The organism is Saccharopolyspora aridisoli (genome assembly GCF_004348445.1).
GTDB lineage: Bacteria > Actinomycetota > Actinomycetes > Mycobacteriales > Pseudonocardiaceae > Saccharopolyspora > Saccharopolyspora aridisoli.
Genome location: NZ_SMKV01000007.1, coordinates 57,146 through 74,645 on the forward strand (window position 1 = coordinate 57,146; position 17,500 = coordinate 74,645).

16 protein-coding genes are annotated in these 17,500 nt (G+C 68.9%); 13 read left to right on the forward strand and 3 right to left on the reverse strand.

What is annotated here, in order from left to right; all coding sequences use genetic code 11:
• Positions 1–109 precede the first annotated feature (109 nt).
• The 6 genes from E1161_RS07540 (at position 110) to E1161_RS07565 (ending at position 5,784) form a co-directional block, all read left to right on the forward strand.
• Positions 110–310 carry a hypothetical protein gene (locus E1161_RS07540; RefSeq protein ID WP_132621001.1) on the forward strand — a complete coding sequence of 67 codons (201 nt, stop codon included), beginning with the start codon at positions 110–112 and terminating at the stop codon, positions 308–310.
• A gap of 160 nt (positions 311–470) precedes the next feature.
• Positions 471–1,877 carry a trigger factor gene (gene tig / locus E1161_RS07545; RefSeq protein WP_132621003.1) on the forward strand — a complete coding sequence of 469 codons (1,407 nt, stop codon included), beginning with the start codon at positions 471–473 and terminating at the stop codon, positions 1,875–1,877.
• 251 nt (positions 1,878–2,128) lie between these two features.
• Positions 2,129–2,755, forward strand: a complete 627-nt coding sequence (locus E1161_RS07550) for an ATP-dependent Clp protease proteolytic subunit (protein ID WP_132621005.1) — start codon at positions 2,129–2,131, stop codon at positions 2,753–2,755.
• A 42-nt stretch (positions 2,756–2,797) separates the two neighbouring features.
• Positions 2,798–3,430, forward strand: coding sequence for an ATP-dependent Clp protease proteolytic subunit (locus E1161_RS07555; protein ID WP_132621007.1), 633 nt, complete (start codon positions 2,798–2,800; stop codon positions 3,428–3,430).
• A 262-nt stretch (positions 3,431–3,692) separates the two neighbouring features.
• Complete coding sequence (gene clpX / locus E1161_RS07560; RefSeq protein WP_132621009.1) at positions 3,693–4,973, forward strand: ATP-dependent Clp protease ATP-binding subunit ClpX; 1,281 nt, start codon at positions 3,693–3,695, stop codon at positions 4,971–4,973.
• Between the two features lie 172 nt (positions 4,974–5,145).
• A complete protein-coding gene (locus tag E1161_RS07565; RefSeq protein ID WP_132621011.1) occupies positions 5,146–5,784 on the forward strand; it encodes an RBBP9/YdeN family alpha/beta hydrolase in 639 nt (212 codons plus the stop codon).
• A gap of 155 nt (positions 5,785–5,939) precedes the next feature.
• Here E1161_RS07565 and E1161_RS07570 read toward each other — a convergent pair whose 3' ends face one another.
• Together E1161_RS07570 and fdhD are read right to left on the reverse strand one after the other, a co-directional pair.
• Positions 5,940–6,794, reverse strand: coding sequence for an alpha/beta hydrolase (locus E1161_RS07570; protein WP_132621013.1), 855 nt, complete (start codon positions 6,792–6,794; stop codon positions 5,940–5,942).
• A 53-nt stretch (positions 6,795–6,847) separates the two neighbouring features.
• Positions 6,848–7,684, reverse strand: a complete 837-nt coding sequence (fdhD, locus tag E1161_RS07575) for a formate dehydrogenase accessory sulfurtransferase FdhD (protein ID WP_132621015.1) — start codon at positions 7,682–7,684, stop codon at positions 6,848–6,850.
• 107 nt (positions 7,685–7,791) lie between these two features.
• On the opposite strand from fdhD, the gene E1161_RS07580 reads away from it, so the two are divergent.
• The 5 genes from E1161_RS07580 (at position 7,792) to E1161_RS07595 (ending at position 13,987) form a co-directional block, all read left to right on the forward strand.
• Positions 7,792–9,129, forward strand: a complete 1,338-nt coding sequence (locus E1161_RS07580) for an L-lactate MFS transporter (protein WP_132621017.1) — start codon at positions 7,792–7,794, stop codon at positions 9,127–9,129.
• The gene (locus E1161_RS28775; protein ID WP_456238829.1) at positions 9,126–9,242 is read left to right on the forward strand and encodes an MFS transporter small subunit; all 117 of its coding nucleotides are present in this window, start codon (positions 9,126–9,128) and stop codon (positions 9,240–9,242) included. The genes E1161_RS07580 and E1161_RS28775 overlap by 4 nt, the downstream gene beginning before the upstream one ends.
• A 140-nt stretch (positions 9,243–9,382) precedes the next feature.
• Positions 9,383–12,031 carry a valine--tRNA ligase gene (locus tag E1161_RS07585; RefSeq protein ID WP_132621019.1) on the forward strand — a complete coding sequence of 883 codons (2,649 nt, stop codon included), beginning with the start codon at positions 9,383–9,385 and terminating at the stop codon, positions 12,029–12,031.
• Between the two features lie 136 nt (positions 12,032–12,167).
• Entirely contained in the window at positions 12,168–13,526 is a 1,359-nt protein-coding gene (gene folC / locus E1161_RS07590; protein ID WP_132621233.1) for a bifunctional tetrahydrofolate synthase/dihydrofolate synthase, read from the forward strand.
• Positions 13,523–13,987, forward strand: a complete 465-nt coding sequence (locus tag E1161_RS07595) for a DUF4233 domain-containing protein (protein WP_235874861.1) — start codon at positions 13,523–13,525, stop codon at positions 13,985–13,987. Before folC ends, E1161_RS07595 begins: the two co-directional genes overlap by 4 nt.
• A gap of 78 nt (positions 13,988–14,065) precedes the next feature.
• On the opposite strand, the gene E1161_RS07600 is transcribed toward E1161_RS07595, so the two are convergent.
• Entirely contained in the window at positions 14,066–15,166 is a 1,101-nt protein-coding gene (locus tag E1161_RS07600) for a zinc-binding dehydrogenase (RefSeq protein ID WP_132621021.1), read from the reverse strand.
• Positions 15,167–15,331: 165 nt separating this feature from the next.
• Between E1161_RS07600 and E1161_RS07605 the strand changes: the two genes are divergently transcribed.
• Together E1161_RS07605 and ndk are read left to right on the forward strand one after the other, a co-directional pair.
• A complete protein-coding gene (locus E1161_RS07605) occupies positions 15,332–16,864 on the forward strand; it encodes an alkaline phosphatase D family protein (RefSeq protein ID WP_132621023.1) in 1,533 nt (510 codons plus the stop codon).
• Positions 16,865–17,049: 185 nt separating this feature from the next.
• Complete coding sequence (ndk, locus tag E1161_RS07610) at positions 17,050–17,460, forward strand: nucleoside-diphosphate kinase (protein ID WP_132621025.1); 411 nt, start codon at positions 17,050–17,052, stop codon at positions 17,458–17,460.
• The last annotated feature ends 40 nt before the right edge of the window (positions 17,461–17,500 follow it).

Here is a 17,500-nt window from a genome sequence, read left to right on the forward strand (position 1 = left end):
CGCGAGTGGCCGGTTTCGCTCCTCAGCAGAGCCCGCGCGGGAGTGATTCGCACCGCAACGGGTGACCGGGTCCGGTAACGACCTGGTGAACCGGGCCGATTTCCCCTGCGTGCGTGATGCGATTCTGGCCGGGCCCGGCGTTCAGCGGTCGGCAGCCGTGGTGTGCGCGGTGCTGTGCGCCGCCGTGGTGGCGCTGATCGCCATCTCCCTGTGGGTTCCCGGCCCGCCCTCCGCTCCCGCGTCGTCTCCGGCGGCGGGCATCGTGACGGCGTCGACACCGACGGATCTCGGTGGTCCGCCGGTTCGCTGAGCGGCTCGGTGACCAAGCCCGACCCCCCTGTCGCAACCCCGGACCGTGTGCCCGGGTGGGAAGCAATAGACTCGGTGGTCAGCCCGGCATTGGACGTGGTGTTTGGCCGCGCCCTGAGACCAGCGCCGGGGAATCAAGCACGTTCGCACTAGGAGACCACGTGAAGAGCACCGTCGAGCACCTGAGCCCGACGCGCGTCCGGATCAACGTCGAGGTGCCGTTCGACGAGCTCAAGCCGAACTTCGACCGCGCGTACAAGGCACTCGCCCAGCAGGTCCGCATCCCCGGTTTCCGGCCGGGCAAGGTCCCGGCGCGGGTGCTGGAGAGCCGCATCGGTCGTGGACCCGTGCTCGACGAGGTCGTCAACGAGGCGGTTCCGGCCAAGTACCTGGAGGCCGTCAACAGCGACGAGCTGCGCACCCTCGGTCGCCCGGACATCGAGGTGACCAAGATCGAGGACGGCGCGGAGATCGCGTTCACCGCCGAGGTCGACGTCCGCCCCGAGATCACCGTGCCCGCTTTCGGCGAGCTGTCGGTGACCGTTGACGACGTCGAGGTCGCGGAAGAGGACGTCAACGAGCAGCTGGACTCGCTGCGCGCTCGTTTCGGCACCCTGGCCGGCGTCGAGCGCCCGGCGCAGGAGGGCGACTTCCTCAGCATCGACCTGTCGGCCACGGTCGACGGTGAAGAGGTCGAGGACGCTCAAACCTCCGGCTTGTCCTACGAGATCGGCTCGGGTCAGCTCGTCGAGGGCATCGACGACGCGGTGATCGGCGCGACCGAGGGCGAGACCAAGACCTTCACCACGAAGCTGGTGGCGGGCGAGCACGCGGGCAAGGACGCCGAGGTCTCGGTGAAGGTGAACTCCATCAAGGAGCGCCAGCTGCCGGAGGCCGACGACGAGTTCGCGCAGATGGCCAGCGAGTTCGACTCGATCGACGAGCTGATCGCCGACCTGCGCGAGCGCCTGGCCCGGGTCAAGAAGATGGAGCAGGGCATGCAGGCCCGGGACAAGGTCCTGGACGTGCTGCTGGAGACCATCGAGGTCCCGCTGCCGGAGAAGGTCGTGGAGCAGGAGGTCGAGGCGCGCCAGCACGACGCGGTGCACCCGTTCGACCACGACGAGAAGGCCTTCGAGGCTTGGCTCGAGACGCAGGACAAGAACCGCGAGCAGTTCGACACCGAGACCCGCGAAGAGGCTGAGAAGGCCGTCCGCACCCAGCTGGTGCTGGACACCATCGCCGATGAAGAGGGCGTGTCGGTTTCCGACGAGGAGCTGACCCAGCGGATCATCTACCAGGCGCAGCGCTTCGGCATGAGCCCGGACCAGTTCGTCCAGCAGGCCCAGGAGTCCGGCCAGATCGGCGCGCTGTTCGCCGACGTCCGCCGCAGCAAGGCGCTGTTCTCGGTGGTCCGCCAGGCCACCGTGACCGACTCGGCCGGCAACGAGATGGACATGGACGAGCTGTTCGGCCCGCAGGAGGGCGAGGAGACCCCCGAGGTCGTCGAGGGCGAGGCCACCGAGGCCGAGGCCACCGACGAGAAGGCGGAGTCCGCCAAGGAGTGACCCGGCTCTCGCCGAACAACTTGATACGCAAGCTCTAAGCGAACGTGGGCGGTACTGGGAAGCTGGTGCCGTCCACGTTCGTTAGGGTCGGTTGTAGCGGATCACCCGAGTAGGGAAGCAGGACATCACCTGCGGTCACCGAGGACACCCGGTGGCTCGTCCGGTCCACTTTGGAGGACTGCGAAGAGCTCCGGCAAGACCCGACTGACCAGGGTGGACAAGGGCCCATTGTGGGAGAAGGCAGGGGAGACGTGACGCAGCACCTGACTGTTCCGGCGTCCAACGCGCAGGCGCCGTCCATGCGGACGGGCACGAACGGACTCTCGCTCAACGACTCGGTTTACGAGCGGCTGCTGCGGGAGCGGATCATCGTCCTCGGCTCCCAGGTCGAGGAGAACATCTCGAACCAGATCTGCTCGCAGCTGCTGCTGCTGGCGGCCGAGGACCCGGACCGCGACATTTCGCTGTACATCAACTCGCCGGGCGGCTCGGTCACCGCCGGCATGGCGATCTACGACACCATGGAACTGGTCAAGCCGGACGTGGCCACGGTCGCGATGGGCATGGCGGCCTCGATGGGGCAGTTCCTGCTGTCCGCGGGCGCCAAGGGCAAGCGCTTCGCGCTGCCGCACGCGCGGATCATGATGCACCAGCCTTCGGCGGGCCTCGGTGGCACCGCGGCGGACATCGCCATCCAGGCGAAGATGTTCACCAAGCACAAGGAAGAGATGGCGGCCCTGATCGCCGGGCAGACGGGCAAGTCCATCGAGACGATCATGACCGACTTCGACCGGGACCGGTGGTTCACCGCCGACGAGGCTCGCGACTACGGGCTCGTGGACTACGTGGCGAGCGCGGCGAACCTGCCGACCAGCTGATCACCCCCCGCACCCGGACCTAGTTACGAGGAGTCACCCGTCGTGAACCCTTACCAGTCTCTTCAGTCCCGGTACGTGCTGCCGTCGTTCGTCGAGCGCACCGCGTACGGGGTCAAGGAGTCCAACCCGTACAACAAGCTGTTCGAGGAGCGCATCGTGTTCCTCGGCGTCCAGGTCGACGACGCGTCGGCCAACGACGTGATGGCGCAACTGCTCTTCCTGGAGTCCGACGACCCGGACCGAGAGATCCAGATGTACATCAACTCCCCCGGTGGCTCGTTCACCGCGATGATGGCCATCTACGACACCATCCAGTACGTGCGTCCCGACGTGCGCACCATCTGCCTGGGCCAGGCGGCCTCGGCGGCGGCGGTGCTGCTGGCTGCGGGCACCGAGGGCAAGCGCCAGGCGCTGCCCAACTCCCGCGTGCTCATCCACCAGCCGTCCGTGGAGGGCATCTACGGTCAGGTCTCCGACCTCGAGATCCAGGCCGCCGAGGTCCAGCGGATGCGTGACCTGATGGAATCCTCGCTGGCCAAGCACACCAAGCGCTCCAAGGAGCAGGTGCACGAGGACGTCGACCGCGACAAGATCCTCACCGCCGAGCAGGCCAAGGAGTACGGCATCATCGATGAGGTCGTGCCGTACCGGAAGCTCTCGGCGCAGCAGTCCTGAGGTGGCGTTCCCCGGGGGCGTCCGGGCCCCCGGGAAACGTCCCGGCTCTGGGTGAGTTCTGGTCGGTGGTCCTGAGGCGGACCGGGCGCCACGCCCGGTCACCGGGACGCGACACGCCGAACGCGAGGCTGGTCACAGCACGCTCGGCGATGGCGGACACTGTGAGTCTCCCCGAACTCGGGGAACGACAGGTACCGTCGGAGGCACATACGGTCAGGCGCGCTACTCGGGAGGCGCGCCGGAGGGGACGGGGTCAGCGGTCATGGCACGTATCGGTGACGGCGGCGACCTGCTGAAGTGCTCCTTCTGCGGGAAGAGCCAAAAGCAGGTGAAGAAGCTCATCGCCGGCCCCGGCGTGTACATCTGCGATGAGTGCATCGATCTCTGCAACGAGATCATCGAAGAGGAGCTGGCCGAGGCCGGGGAGGTCAAGCTCGACGAGCTGCCCAAGCCGGCGGAGATCCACGAGTTCCTCGACCAGTACGTCATCGGGCAGGACCCGGCGAAGCGCAACCTCTCGGTCGCGGTCTACAACCACTACAAGCGCATCCAGGCCGGTGAGCGGCGTGAGGCGCGTGGTGAAGAGGCCGTCGAGCTGGCCAAGTCCAACATTCTGATGCTCGGTCCGACCGGCTGCGGCAAGACCTACCTGGCGCAGACGCTGGCCAAGATGCTCAACGTGCCCTTCGCGATCGCCGACGCCACGGCGCTGACCGAAGCCGGGTACGTGGGCGAGGATGTCGAGAACATCCTGCTCAAGCTGATCCAGGCCGCCGACTACGACGTCAAGCGCGCCGAGACCGGCATCATCTACATCGACGAGGTCGACAAGATCGCTCGCAAGAGCGAGAACCCGTCGATCACGCGCGACGTCTCCGGTGAGGGCGTGCAGCAGGCGCTGCTGAAGATCCTGGAGGGCACCACGGCGAGCGTGCCGCCGCAGGGCGGTCGCAAGCACCCCCACCAGGAGTTCATCCAGATCGACACGACGAACGTGCTGTTCATCGTGGCCGGCGCGTTCGCCGGGCTGGAGAAGATCGTCGAGGAGCGGGTCGGCAAGCACAGCGTCGGGTTCGGTGCGGAGCTGCGTTCCAAGTCCGAGATCGACACCGCGGACCACTTCTCCGACGTGATGCCCGAGGACCTGATCAAGTACGGCTTGATCCCGGAGTTCATCGGCCGGCTGCCCACGGTGGCCAGCGTGACGAACCTCGACAAGGCGTCTCTGGTGCAGATCCTCACCGAACCGCGCAACGCGCTGGTGAAGCAGTACAAGCGGTTGTTCGAGATGGACAACGTGGAGCTGGAGTTCACCAAGACCGCGCTGGAGGCCATCGCCGACCAGGCGATCCTGCGGGGCACCGGGGCGCGCGGTCTGCGCGCGATCCTGGAGGAGGTCCTGCTGCCGGTCATGTACGACATCCCGAGCCGCTCGGACGTGGCGAAGGTCGTGATCACCGAGCAGACCGTGCGGGAGAACGTCAACCCGACGATCGTGGCCCGTCAGGCATCGCGCCGGGAGCGCCGCGAGAAGTCCGCCTGAGCTGTCATTTCGCGAACGCCCCGTGCCGGTCTCGGCACGGGGCGTTTTCGTGGCCCGTCACCCAACCGGTCATGCCGGTCAGGTCGCGGGCACCCGGTGCCATGTCCTGCGGCGCCGCGGTGAATAGTTGATGTTGGATGGGGTGGCGACGACGAGTCCGGGAGTGCCTGCCATGAGCGAGATGCACGTTCTGCTGGTCCACGGGATGACCGGTGCAGGTCCGTGGCACTGGCAGCAGTGGCTGGCCGGGCAGCTCCGTGACCACGACGTCGAGGTCCACGCACCGCTGCTGCCGGACCCCGACCGGCCGGATCTGCGGCGATGGCTGCCCGCGCTGCGGGAGGAGCTCGCGGCGGTGCCGCCGGAAGCGGAGCTGGTGGTGGCCGCGCACTCGTCCGGAGCGGCGCTGTGGCTGCACCACGCTGCCAGCGCGGGTACGGAGCACCGCAGCGCGGACCGGGTCCTGCTGGTGGCCCCGCCGGACACCGAGTGGGACCACCCGGACTCCCGCGACATCACCCCGTACCCGGCTGATGCGACGTCCTTGCGCCGCGCGGCAGGCATGACCCGCCTGGTGGTCGGCACCGGAGACGTCTACCTGCCGATGCACCGCGCCCACGCCCTGGCCGAGGACCTGCAGGTCGAGATGGACATCATCCTCGACGGAGGTCACCTCAACACCGACGCCGGCTACGGCCCCTGGCCCGCGATCCTGCGCTGGACCCTCTACGGGACAGTCCCCCTCCACGACCGCTTCAACACCGACGCCTACACCGCAGGCCGCTCCCAAGAACAACTCCGGCTCGTCTGACTCCACCGCCCCACCGACCACCGCCGTACTCAGCGACCGATCACGGCGTTGATCAGGGTCACCACCACCACGGTGCCGGGTGGACCCGATCACGGCGGTGTCCGGGGTCATCGGTGTCTGGTGATGCCGATTGCCGCAGCCGGGGTCGGGGTGGCTCAGGTGTGGAGGTGGTCGCCTATGAAGTCGACCAGGTTGGGGAGGGCCTTGCGGAAGTAGGTCTTGTTGTGGCGGCCCGGAGTCGTGGAGGCGTAGGTGGGCCTGGCGAGGCGGATGAAGCGGCGGGTGCCCTCGATGAAGCGGTCGCCGTTGCCGCACCAGACGCCGATCGGCAGGTCACCGAGGCTGTCGATGTGGCGCAGCGGGTCGATCGCCTTCCACTCCGCCTCGTTGGTGAACGCCCGTCGCTTGCGCATCTCGCGCCAGTTGGTGTGCAGTGCCGGGGCGATCGCGCCCGCCGCCTGCAACGGGTCGCCGAGCTCGCGGCGTCGCCGCGCGTACACCAGCGCGCCGAAGCCGCCCATCGAGATGCCCGCGGCCGCGACCGGGGCGCTGAGCCCGCGCTCGTTCAGCCACTGCGGGACCTCGTCGAGCAGCATGCTCATCGCGTCGTCATCGGAACGGCGGTGCCAGTAGTTGTTCGGACCACCGTCCACCGCGAGCAGCATGAACGGCGGAACCCGTCCCGCCGCAACGGAGTTCGACAGCCACACCGGCAGACCGCTGACCGAGTCCATCGCGTCGCCGAACCGCCCGTGCAGCATCAGGCAAACCGGAAGCCCCTCGGCTGGAACATCCCTGGGGCGGATCGCCACCACGTCCACGTTCTGCTCGCGCGCCTGGGAGTAGAGCCGCTCCACGGAGACGTTCTTGGCGAGCGACACGCGCTGCTCGACCGGATGGCCCGCGCTGTCGGTGCTCAACCCGAGCCCGACTGCCGCCAAACCGGCGACACCCGAGGTCAGAAGCGTGCGCCGGGGCAGCGGGGCGCCGATCAATCGTCGGTGGGGCAAACCAGTCCTCCTCGAACACCTCCGGGCATCCTCCCAACCGCACCAGGTGTCCGTCACGCGGATTCGGTGATCGCCACGCGCTCCGCTCCGGTGTAGACGTTCATCGAGGAGCCGCGGAGGAAGCCGATGAGCGTCATGCCCTGCTCCTCGGCCAGGTCCACGGCCAGCGAGGACGGCGCCGAGACCGCTGAGAGCATCGGCACGCCCGCCATCGCGGCCTTCTGCACCAGCTCGAACGACGCCCGGCCCGACACCATCAGCACGCAGCTGGTGAGCGGCACGCGACGTTGCATCAGCGCCCAGCCCATCACCTTGTCGACCGCGTTGTGCCTGCCGACGTCTTCGCGCACCACGAGCAGCTCACCGCGCGCGTCGAACAGGCCTGCCGCGTGCAGGCCGCCGGTGGAGTCGAAGACGCGCTGGGCCGCGCGCAGCGCGTCGGGCAGTCCGATGAGGGTTTCGGGGGCGATGCTCAGCGGGTCGGTGGCGGGGGAGTGGCGGGTGCGCAGCTTCACCGCGTCCAGCGCCGCCTTCCCGCACACCCCGCACGAGGAGGTGGTGTAGAAGTTGCGCTCCACGGAGGCCTCCGGCATCGCGACGCCGGGGGCGAGCGCGATGTCGAGCACGTTGTAGGTGTTGCGCCCGTCGGGTCCGGGGCTGTCGCAGTAACGGGCGGTGGCCAGCTCGTCGCGGTCGGCGATGACGCCTTCCGTCAGGAGGAAGCCGTGCGCCAGCTCCACGTCGTGGCCGGGTGTGCGCATCGTCACCGACAGCGGCTTGCCGTTGACCCGGATTTCCAGAGGTTCCTCGGCGGCGAGGGTGTCCGGCCTGGTCCGATTGCCGTTCTCGGCGATCCGGAGCACCGGACGCCGCACCGTGACCCGTCCCATTGCGCCTCCTCGGAACTTTGTTTCGGTTTGAGGTTGGACGACTCGTTCTGGCCGTTGCCAACAGTATGCTCGGCGCGCTGATCAACGTCGCGAAGCCGGGAGGCCCAATGGTTTCAGGGCTGCTGTCACCCAGTCGAATGGTCGCTCCACCGGATTGGAGCCGCTGGCTGATCCCACCGGCAGCGCTGGCGGTGCACCTGTCGATCGGGCAGGTCTACGCGTGGAGCGTGTTCAAGCCGCCGCTGGAGGAGGCCCTGGGTCTGTCGGGCACCCTGAGCGCGCTGCCGTTCCAGCTGGGCATCGTCATGCTCGGGCTGTCGGCCGCGGTGGGCGGAACCCTGGTGGAGAAGCGCGGCCCGCGCTGGGCCATGACCGTCTCGGCGGTCTGCTTCTCGCTCGGGTTCCTGATCTCGTCGCTGGGCGTCGCGCTGGGCCAGTACTGGCTGGTGGTGCTGGGATATGGCTTCGTGGGCGGCATCGGGCTGGGCATCGGCTACATCTCGCCGGTGTCCACGCTGATGAAGTGGTTCCCGGACCGGCCGGGCATGGCGACCGGCATCGCCATCATGGGTTTCGGCGGTGGTGCGCTGATCGCCTCGCCGTGGTCGACGCAGATGCTGGACACCTTCGGCGAGGACCGCTCCGGCATCGCGCAGACCTTCCTGGTGCACGGCCTGGTCTACGCGGTGTTCATGTCGCTGGGCGCGCTGCTGGTGCGGGTTCCCGCTCCGGGCTGGCGTCCCAAGTCGATGCCGCAGCAGGTCGTCAAGCCGATGATCACCACGGCCGACGTGACGGCCAACACCGCCTTGCGCACCCCGCAGTTCTGGCTGCTGTGGGTGATCCTGTGCTGCAACGTCACCGCGGGCATCGGCATCCTGGAGAAGGCGTCGCCGATGATCGTGGGCTTCTTCTCCAACAGCGCGACTCCGGTGGCCACCGGCGCGGCGGCCGGGTTCGTGGCGCTGCTGTCGCTGACCAACATGGCCGGTCGGTTCGTCTGGTCGTCGGCGTCGGACGTGGTGGGGCGCAAGAACATCTACCGTCTCTACCTGGGCGGCGGAACGCTGCTGTACCTGGGAATCCTGCTGTTCGGCGCGACCGGCGTCCCGGTGTTCGTGCTGTGCGCGATCCTGATCCTGTCGTTCTACGGCGGGGGTTTCTCCACCGCGCCGGCGTACTTGAAGGACCTCTTCGGCAACCTGCAGGTCGGCGCGATCCACGGCCGGCTGCTCACCGCGTGGTCGGTGGCCGGTGTGCTCGGACCGCTGATCGTCAACGCCGTCGCCGACGCGCAGGAAGCGAGCGGCGCGAAGGGGCCCGAGCTGTACGCGGTTTCGCTCTACATCATGATCGGGCTGCTGGTCGTCGGCTTCATCGCCAACGAGCTGATCCGCCCGGTCGCCCCGAAGTTCCACGAACCGGCGAAGGGAGGAGACAAGTGACGACCGCGAACCGCCGATTTCTCCTGGTCATCGCCTGGCTCTGGGTGGGCGTCCCATTCCTCTACGGCCTCTACGAACTCATCACCAAGGTCACCAAGCTGTTCACCGGCTGACCTGGTGGCCATCGCGAGAGGGGCGCGGCTCGACGAGTCGCGCCCCTCTCGCGTGCGCGTGCCAGGTGTCACACGCCCGCTGGTCGCGGCCGGGGTATGCCCGGGGGAACCGCCGTTCGGGCACTCGTAGAATCCGACGTGTGACACAGACCCATGCAGCCGCAACCCGTGAACTCCCGTCGACCTGGAATCCGGCCGACGTAGAGGCCGAGCTGTACGAGCGCTGGGTAGCCGCCGAGTACTTCACCGCCGACCCCAACAGCGGCAAGCCGCCGTTCTCGATCGTCATCCCGCCGCCGAACGTCACCGGCAGCCTGCACATCGGCCACGCCTTCGAGCACACGCTGATGGACATCCTCACCCGGCGTCGCCGGATGCAGGGCTACGAGGCGCTGTGGCTGCCGGGCATGGATCACGCGAGCATCGCGGTGCAGGCGCTGGTCGAGAAGCAGCTGCGGGAGGAGGGCATCGACCACCGCGAGCTCGGCCGCGAGAAGTTCCTGGAGCGCGTCTGGAGCTGGAAGGAGAAGCACGGCGGGGCGATCCTGTCGCAGATGCGTCGCCTCGGCGACAGCGTCGACTGGTCCCGCGAGCGCTTCACCATGGACGACGGCCTGTCCCGCGCCGTCCAGACGATCTTCAAGGACCTCTACGACGACGGCCTGATCTACCGCGCCGAGCGGCTGGTCAACTGGTCGCCGGAGATGCGCACCGCGATCTCCGACATCGAGGTGGAGCACAAGGAGGTCGAGGGCGAGCTCGTCTCCATGCGCTACGGCGACGGTGACGACGCGATCGTGGTGGCCACCACGCGGGTCGAGACGATGCTCGGCGACACCGCCATCGCGGTGCACCCGGACGACGAGCGCTACCGGCACATGGTCGGCACCGAGGTCGAACTGCCGCTGACCGGCCGCAAGATCCCGATCGTCCCTGACGAGCACGTCGATCCCGAGTTCGGCACCGGTGCGGTCAAGGTGACCCCGGCGCACGACCCGAACGACTTCGAGATCGGCAAGCGGCACGACCTGCCGATGCTCACGATCATGGACGAGCAGGGCCGCATCGCCCACACCGGAACCCGCTTCGACGGCATGGACCGCTTCGAGGCCCGGGTCGCGGTGCGCGAGGCGCTGCGCGAACAGGACCGCATCGTCGCCGAGAAGCGCCCGTACGCGCACAGCGTCGGGCACAGCTCGCGCTCCAAGGAGCCGATCGAGCCCCGGCTGTCCCTGCAGTGGTTCGTCAAGGTGGGCCCGCTGGCGCAGGCCGCGGGTGACGCCGTCCGCGACGGCCGCGTCGACGTGCACCCGCCTGAGATGGCCAAGCGCTACTTCGACTGGGTCGACAACCTGCACGACTGGGCCATCTCGCGGCAGCTGTGGTGGGGCCACCGGATCCCGATCTGGTACGGCCCCAACGGCGAGGTCGTGTGCGTCGGACCGGACGAGGAACCGCCGTCGGGCGACGGCTGGCACCAGGACGAGGACGTCCTCGACACCTGGTTCTCCTCCGGCCTCTGGCCGTTCTCGACCATGGGATGGCCGGACCAGACGCCGGACCTGGAGAAGTTCTACCCGACGTCCGTGCTGGTCACCGGCTACGACATCCTCTTCTTCTGGGTCGTCCGGATGATGATGATGGGCCTGTACGCCATGAAGGACCGGGACCCGGCCGAGGCAGTCCCGTTCAAGACCATCGCGCTGCACGGCATGGTCCGAGACGCGCACGGCAAGAAGATGTCGAAGTCCGCGGGGAACACCGTCGATCCGCTGGAGTGGATGGACACCTACGGCACCGACGCGCTGCGGTTCACCCTGGCGCGCGGCGCCAACCCGGGCACCGACTCGCCGATCAGCGAGGAGTGGGTCTCGGCGTCGCGCAGCTTCGGCACGAAGCTGTTCAACGCCACCAAGTTCGCGCTGATGAACGGCGCCCGCGTGCCGGAGTCGCCGTTGCAGCGGGAGTCGCTGACCGACGCCGACCGCTGGATCCTCGACCGCGCCGACGCGCTCGTGTCCTACGTGGACGACATGATGGAGGACTTCCAGTTCGCCAAGGCCACCGAGGCCCTCTACCACTTCACGTGGGACGAGTTCTGCGACTGGTACCTGGAGCTGTCCAAGGTCCAGATGGACGGCTCCGAAGAGCGCGCCGAGCGCACCCGCGAGGTCCTCGGCCACGTCCTCGACGTGCTGCTGCGCCTGCTGCACCCGACTATCCCGTTCCTCACCGAGACCCTGTGGACGGTGCTGACCGGCCGCGAGTCCGTGGTGATCGCCGACTGGCCGGAGGCCACCGGCGCCGAGGCCGACACCGGTGCGGCCGACCGGATCGCGGCGACCCAGAAGCTGATCACCGAGATCCGCCGGTTCCGCTCCGACCAGGGCCTCAAACCCGGTCAGAAGGTCGCGGCGCGGCTCAGCGGGGTCGAGGAGCTGGGGCTGGCCGAGCACGTGGCCGCGGTGCGCTCGCTGGCCAAGGTCACCGAGCCGGAGGACGGCTTCACCTCGTCGGCCTCCATCGAGGTCGGCCTGGCCGGCGGCAACGTCGACGTCGAGCTGGACCTCTCCGGGGCGATCGACGTCGAGGCCGAGCGCAAGCGCCTGGCCAAGGACCTCGCCGCCGCCGAGAAGGAGCTGTCCGGAGCCGACAAGAAGCTCGGCAACCAGGCGTTCCTGGACAAGGCCCCGGCCGAGGTGGTCGACAAGATCAAGGCCCGCCGCGAGGTCGCCGAAGGAGACATCGCCCGCATCACCGCTCGCCTGGAAGCCCTCCCGCAGGGCTGACGCGCAACGGGAAGGGGCCCTCCTGGCGAGGACCCCTTTCCGCCTCCAGCGGGCCTGGGCGGTCGTCCACCAGGCAAGACGTAGACTTCAACCTCGGCATTTTCGTCGTTGGTAGGGGAGTGGGCACTTGACCGGCATGGATCCCGCCGCGTTGCACGAGCTGCGCGTGGTGGAGGCCGAGCTCAACGAACGCTGGCCGGAGACCAAGATCGAGCCGTCGCTGGACCGCATCCGCGCGCTCACCGACCTGCTCGCCGAACCGCAGCGCACCTATCCGGTCGTGCACATCGCGGGCACCAACGGCAAGTCGTCCACGACGCGCATCATCGACGCCCTGCTGACCGGGCTCGAACTGCGCACCGGCCGCTACACCAGCCCGCACCTGCAGCTGGCCACCGAGCGCATCGGCGTCGACGGCGCTCCGATCAGCCCGGCCGGCTACGTCGAGGCGTACCGCGACGTGGCGCCGTACGTGTCCATCGTGGACTCCCAAAGCGACGTCAGGATGAGCAAGTTCGAGGTGCTCACCGGCATGGCGTTCGCCGCGTTCGCCGACGCCCCGGTCGACGCCGGGGTCGTCGAGGTCGGGCTCGGCGGCAGCTGGGACGCCACCAACGTCGTCGATGCCAAGGTCGCGGTGATCTGCCCTGTCGCGCTGGACCACGCCGAATACCTCGGCACCGACCTCGCGGGGATCGCCCGCGAGAAGGCCGGGATCATCAAGCCCGAGTCCATCGTGGTCATGGCTTCCCAGCCCGCCGAGGCGCAGCAAGTGATCATGGACCGGATCGCCGAGGTGGACGCGACCGTGGCGCGCGAGGGCCAGGAGTTCGGCGTGCTGGAGCGGACCGTCGCGGTCGGCGGTCAGCTGCTGAAGCTGCAGGGCCTCGGCGGCGTCTACGACGAGATCTTCCTGCCGCTGCACGGCGAGCACCAGGCCCGCAACGCGGCGGTCGCGCTGGCGGCCGTCGAGGCGTTCTTCGGCGCGGGTGCGGAACGTCAGCTGGACGCGGAGCGCATCCGCTCCGCGTTCGCCTCCGTCATCGTGCCCGGCAGGCTGGAACGCGTGCGCGCGGCACCGACGGTGCTGGTCGACGCCGCCCACAACCCGCACGGCACCCGCGCTCTGGCCGACGCGCTGAGCTCGGAGTTCTCCTTCCGCAAGCTGGTCGCGGTGGTGGGCGTGCTGGGCGACAAGGACGCGCGCGGCATCTTGGCCGAGCTGGAGCCGGTGGTGGAGGAGCTGGTGCTGACCCGCAACTCCTCGCCGCGCTCGCTGGACCCTGACGAGCTGGCCGGGATCGCGCTGGACATCTTCGGGCAGGACCGGATCATGGTCGAGCCCCGGTTGGACAACGCGGTCGAGCAGGCGATCCAGCTGGCCGAGGAGACCGACGATCCCGGTGAATCGGTGTCCGGCGGCGGTGTGGTGATCACCGGGTCCGTGGTGACCGCGGGAGAGGCCCGCGCCCTGTTCGGCAAGGAGCCCGCGTGAGCGAGACGGGAGCGGTCGTGGCCGAGGAGTCCCAGCCCGAGAAGGGCTTGCCGGAGCCGCCGGAGGGCGTGCGCGACCCGTGGAAGGGTCTGCGCGGCATCATGGCGGCCACGCTGGCGCTGGAGTTCATCACGTTCCTGCTGGCGCTGCCGGTGGTGTGGAAGTTCGGCGGCGGGGTTACCAGCGCCGGCTTCGTGATCGTCATCGTGCTGTCGGTGCTGATGCTGGTGGCGGCCTTCGTGCAGCGCCGCCCGTGGGGCCTGGGATTCGCGCTGGCGCTTCAGGCCGCGATGATCCTGTGCGCCTTCATCCACCCGTCGATCGGCATCATGGGTGCGATCTTCGCGTTGATCTGGGCCTACGTCCTGCACCTGCGCAAGGACATCGCCAAGCGCATGCGCGAGGGCCAGCTCTACGACCAGCTCGGTCACCCGCCGGGGTACCCCGAGGGCACCGACTAGTCTCACCTGCGAGAACCGTCGGATCCGCGCGAAGTTCGAAAACACCACGCGGGTCTCGAACTACGCTGTCCCCCACGGTCAGGTGAGGTCGACGACCGCTCGGCCCAGGATCTCGCCGCGGTTGAGGGCGTCGAAGGCGTCCTGGACCTCTTCGAAGGGGTAGCGGCGGCTGATGGCGTCCTGAGGGCGGAGCTGACCTCCGGCCACCAGGTCGAGCAGGACCGGCATGTCCCGGCGGGGCTTGGCTCCGTAGGAGCCCTTGATCTGGAGCTTGCGCCGGGCGATCGTGGCGAGGTCGAACTCGCCGGTGGTGCCGCGGGCGGCGATGCCGACGACCACGACCTGGCCGCCTTCGACGACCGAGTCCCTGGCCACGTTGAACGTCGGGACCGCGCCCAGCGCCTCGAAGGCGACGTCCACGCCTCGCCCTCCGGTCAGCTCGCGGATCACCGCGGGAGCGTCCACTTCGGACGAGTTCACCGTGTGCGTGGCGCCGAGCCGCCGGGCGCCTTCGAGCTTGTCCTCGCTGAGGTCGACCGCGATGATCGTCGAGGCGCCGAAGATCGAGGCCAGCTGGATCAGCGCCGAGCCGACTCCACCCGCCGCGACCACCGCCACGGTGTCGCCGACCTGCACGTTCGCCGCGTGCCGCAGCGCACCGTAGGCCGTCATCGTCGAACACCCGACCGAGGCCACGTCCGACAGCTCGACCCCGTCCGGGACCCGGTACACGGAGGTCGCCGGGGTCACGCACCGCTCGGCCATCCCGCCTTGGGAGTACATCCAGACGGGTTCGCCGCCGGGCCGGTGCAACCGGGTGTCGTCGTCGTAGAGCTTGCCCTGCCCCCGGTTGAACCGGAAGAACCGCTCGCAGATCTCCTCGTTGCCGCGCGAGCACTGCACGCACTGCCCGCACGGCATGATGAAGCTGGTCACGACCGGGTCGCCCACCGACAGCCCGCTGACGCCGGAACCGAGTTCGGAGACCACACCGGCCACCTCGTGGCCGAGCACGGCGGGGGTGGGGAACGGCAGCTCGCCCTTGATCACGTGCAGGTCGCTGTGGCAGGCACCGCAGGAGCGCACGTCGATGGCGACCTCACCGGCCCTCGGCGTCGGATCGTCCAGCTGCTCGATCCGCAGCGGCTCGTTGGCGGCGGTGTGAACGGCGGCGCGCATCGGGACCTCCTCGTCTCCATCGGCCAGTCGGTTCGGCCGTGAAGCTAGCGGTCCGACCGGTCTCGCACCAGGGTCTGCGTGGTGCGGCGATTGAACACCGAAGTTTCACCTGCCCGTTCACCTGTGGTGATCGTGGCGCGGCCTCGCCGGATTAGAACCGGGAACATGACTCCCGAGAAGCTGACTCGCCGCGAGCTGCTGCGTCGCGGTGCCACCGGCGCCGGTCTGCTCGCGGCCGGCGCGCTGCTCCCCGGCACCGCCTTCGCGCGTTCCGGCCGCCCCGTGCTGACCCACGGCGTGCAGCTCGGCGACCCGCGCCCGGACGGCGCCGTGGTGTGGACCCGGGCCGACCGCCCGTCCCGCATGTTCGTCGAGATCTCCGCGCGCGAGGACTTCCGCGACGCGCTGCGCATCCCCGGCCCGGACCTGACGCCCGACACCGATGGCACCGGTGAGCTGCGGCTCACCGGAATCCCGGCGGGCCGCGAGGTGCACTACCGGGTCACCGCCGAGGACCTCGACGGCAGGGTCGCCAGCGAGGGCCTGACCGGCACCTTCCGCACGGTGCCGCAGGACCGCAGCGACGTGCGGTTCCTGTGGTCGGGTGACGTGGTGGGCCAGGGCTGGGGCATCAACCCCGACATCGGCGGCATGACGATCTACCGCGCGATGGCCGATCGCCGCCCCGACTTCTTCCTGCACAGCGGCGACTCGGTCTACTCCGACGGGCCGGTGGAGGAGTCGGTGACGCTGCCCGACGGCCGGGTCTGGCGCAACGTCGTCACCCCGGAGAAGTCGAAGGTCGCCGAAACCCTCGCCGAGTACCGCGGCCAGTTCGCCTACAACCTGCTCGACGAGAACGTGCGCGCGTTCGCCGCCGACGTCCCGCAGCTGATCCAGTGGGACGACCACGAGGTCACCAACAACTGGTACCCGGGCGAGATCCTGGACAACGACGCCTACACCGAGAAGCGCGTGGACGTGCTGGCACAGCGCGCGTTCCAGGCGTTCCACGAGTGGCAGCCGATCCGTCGGCAGGACGCCGTCGACGGCCGCGTCTACCGGAAGGTCTCGCACGGCCCGCTGCTGGACGTGTTCGTGCTGGACATGCGCACCTATCGCGACGCGAACTCCACGGGAACCGAGCCGGAGAGCATCCTCGGCGAGGAGCAGGCCCACTGGCTGGTCCGCGAGCTGACGAAGTCCCGCGCCACCTGGAAGGTCATCGCCTCGGACATGCCGATCGGCATCATCGTCCCCGACGGCGACAAGATCGAGGCCGTCGCCAACGGACTGCCTGGAGCCCCCAACGGCCGCGAGTCCGAGCTGGCGCGGGTGCTGCAGGAGATCAGCCGTCGCGAGGTGCGCAACGTCGTTTGGCTGACCGCCGACGTGCACTACTCGGCGGCGATCAACTACTCGCCACAGCGCGCGGCGTTCACCGGCTTCGACGAGTTCTGGGAGTTCGTCTCCGGACCGCTCCACGCAGGAGCCTTCGGCCCCAGCGACATGGACCCCACCTTCGGCCCGGAGGTCGCCTTCGTCAGCGCCCCCACCCGCCAGGGCGCGTCCCCGATGGAGGGCTTCCAGCACTTCGGCGAAGTCAACATCGACGGCGCGACCGGTCAGCTCACGGTCGATCTCCGCGACCAACAGGGCAAAGCCCTCTGGACCAAAACCCTCGACCCCCAGCACTGAGGTCCACTATCCCGATTCCAGTGGAAGTCGGGGATCTGATTTCCACTGAGGTCGTGGGCCCACCTCCGGAGGCGTGATCCTTCCGGGCCCCAGGAGAGGTGGGTTCACCTGCGCCGATACGCTGGCGGTCACATCGGGCGCTGGGATGTCGCGCCTGGCGCAACGGGGACGTGAGGAGAGAGAACGTGAGCGAGCGCACTCTGGTGCTGGTCAAGCCCGACGGCGTCGAGCGGGGCCTCGTCGGCGAGGTGATCAGTCGGATCGAGCGCAAGGGCCTGAAGCTGGTCGCGCTGGAGCTCAAGAACGTCGACCGCCAGCTCGCCGAGCAGCACTACGCCGAGCACGACGGCAAGCCGTTCTTCGAGAGCTTGATCGAGTTCATCACCGGTGGCCCGGTCGTGGCGGCTTGCGTCGAGGGCCCGAAGGCCATCGCGGCGTTCCGCCAGCTGGCCGGCGGCACCGACCCGGTCGACAAGGCGGCCCCGGGATCCATCCGCGGCGACTTCGGTCTGGAGGTCCAGTACAACCTGGTCCACGGCTCGGACTCCACGGAATCCGCGGCCCGCGAGCTCAAGCTCTGGTTCCCCGAGCTCTGATCATCGGTGGTCGTTGCGCGTCGGCGCTTCGACCGACGAC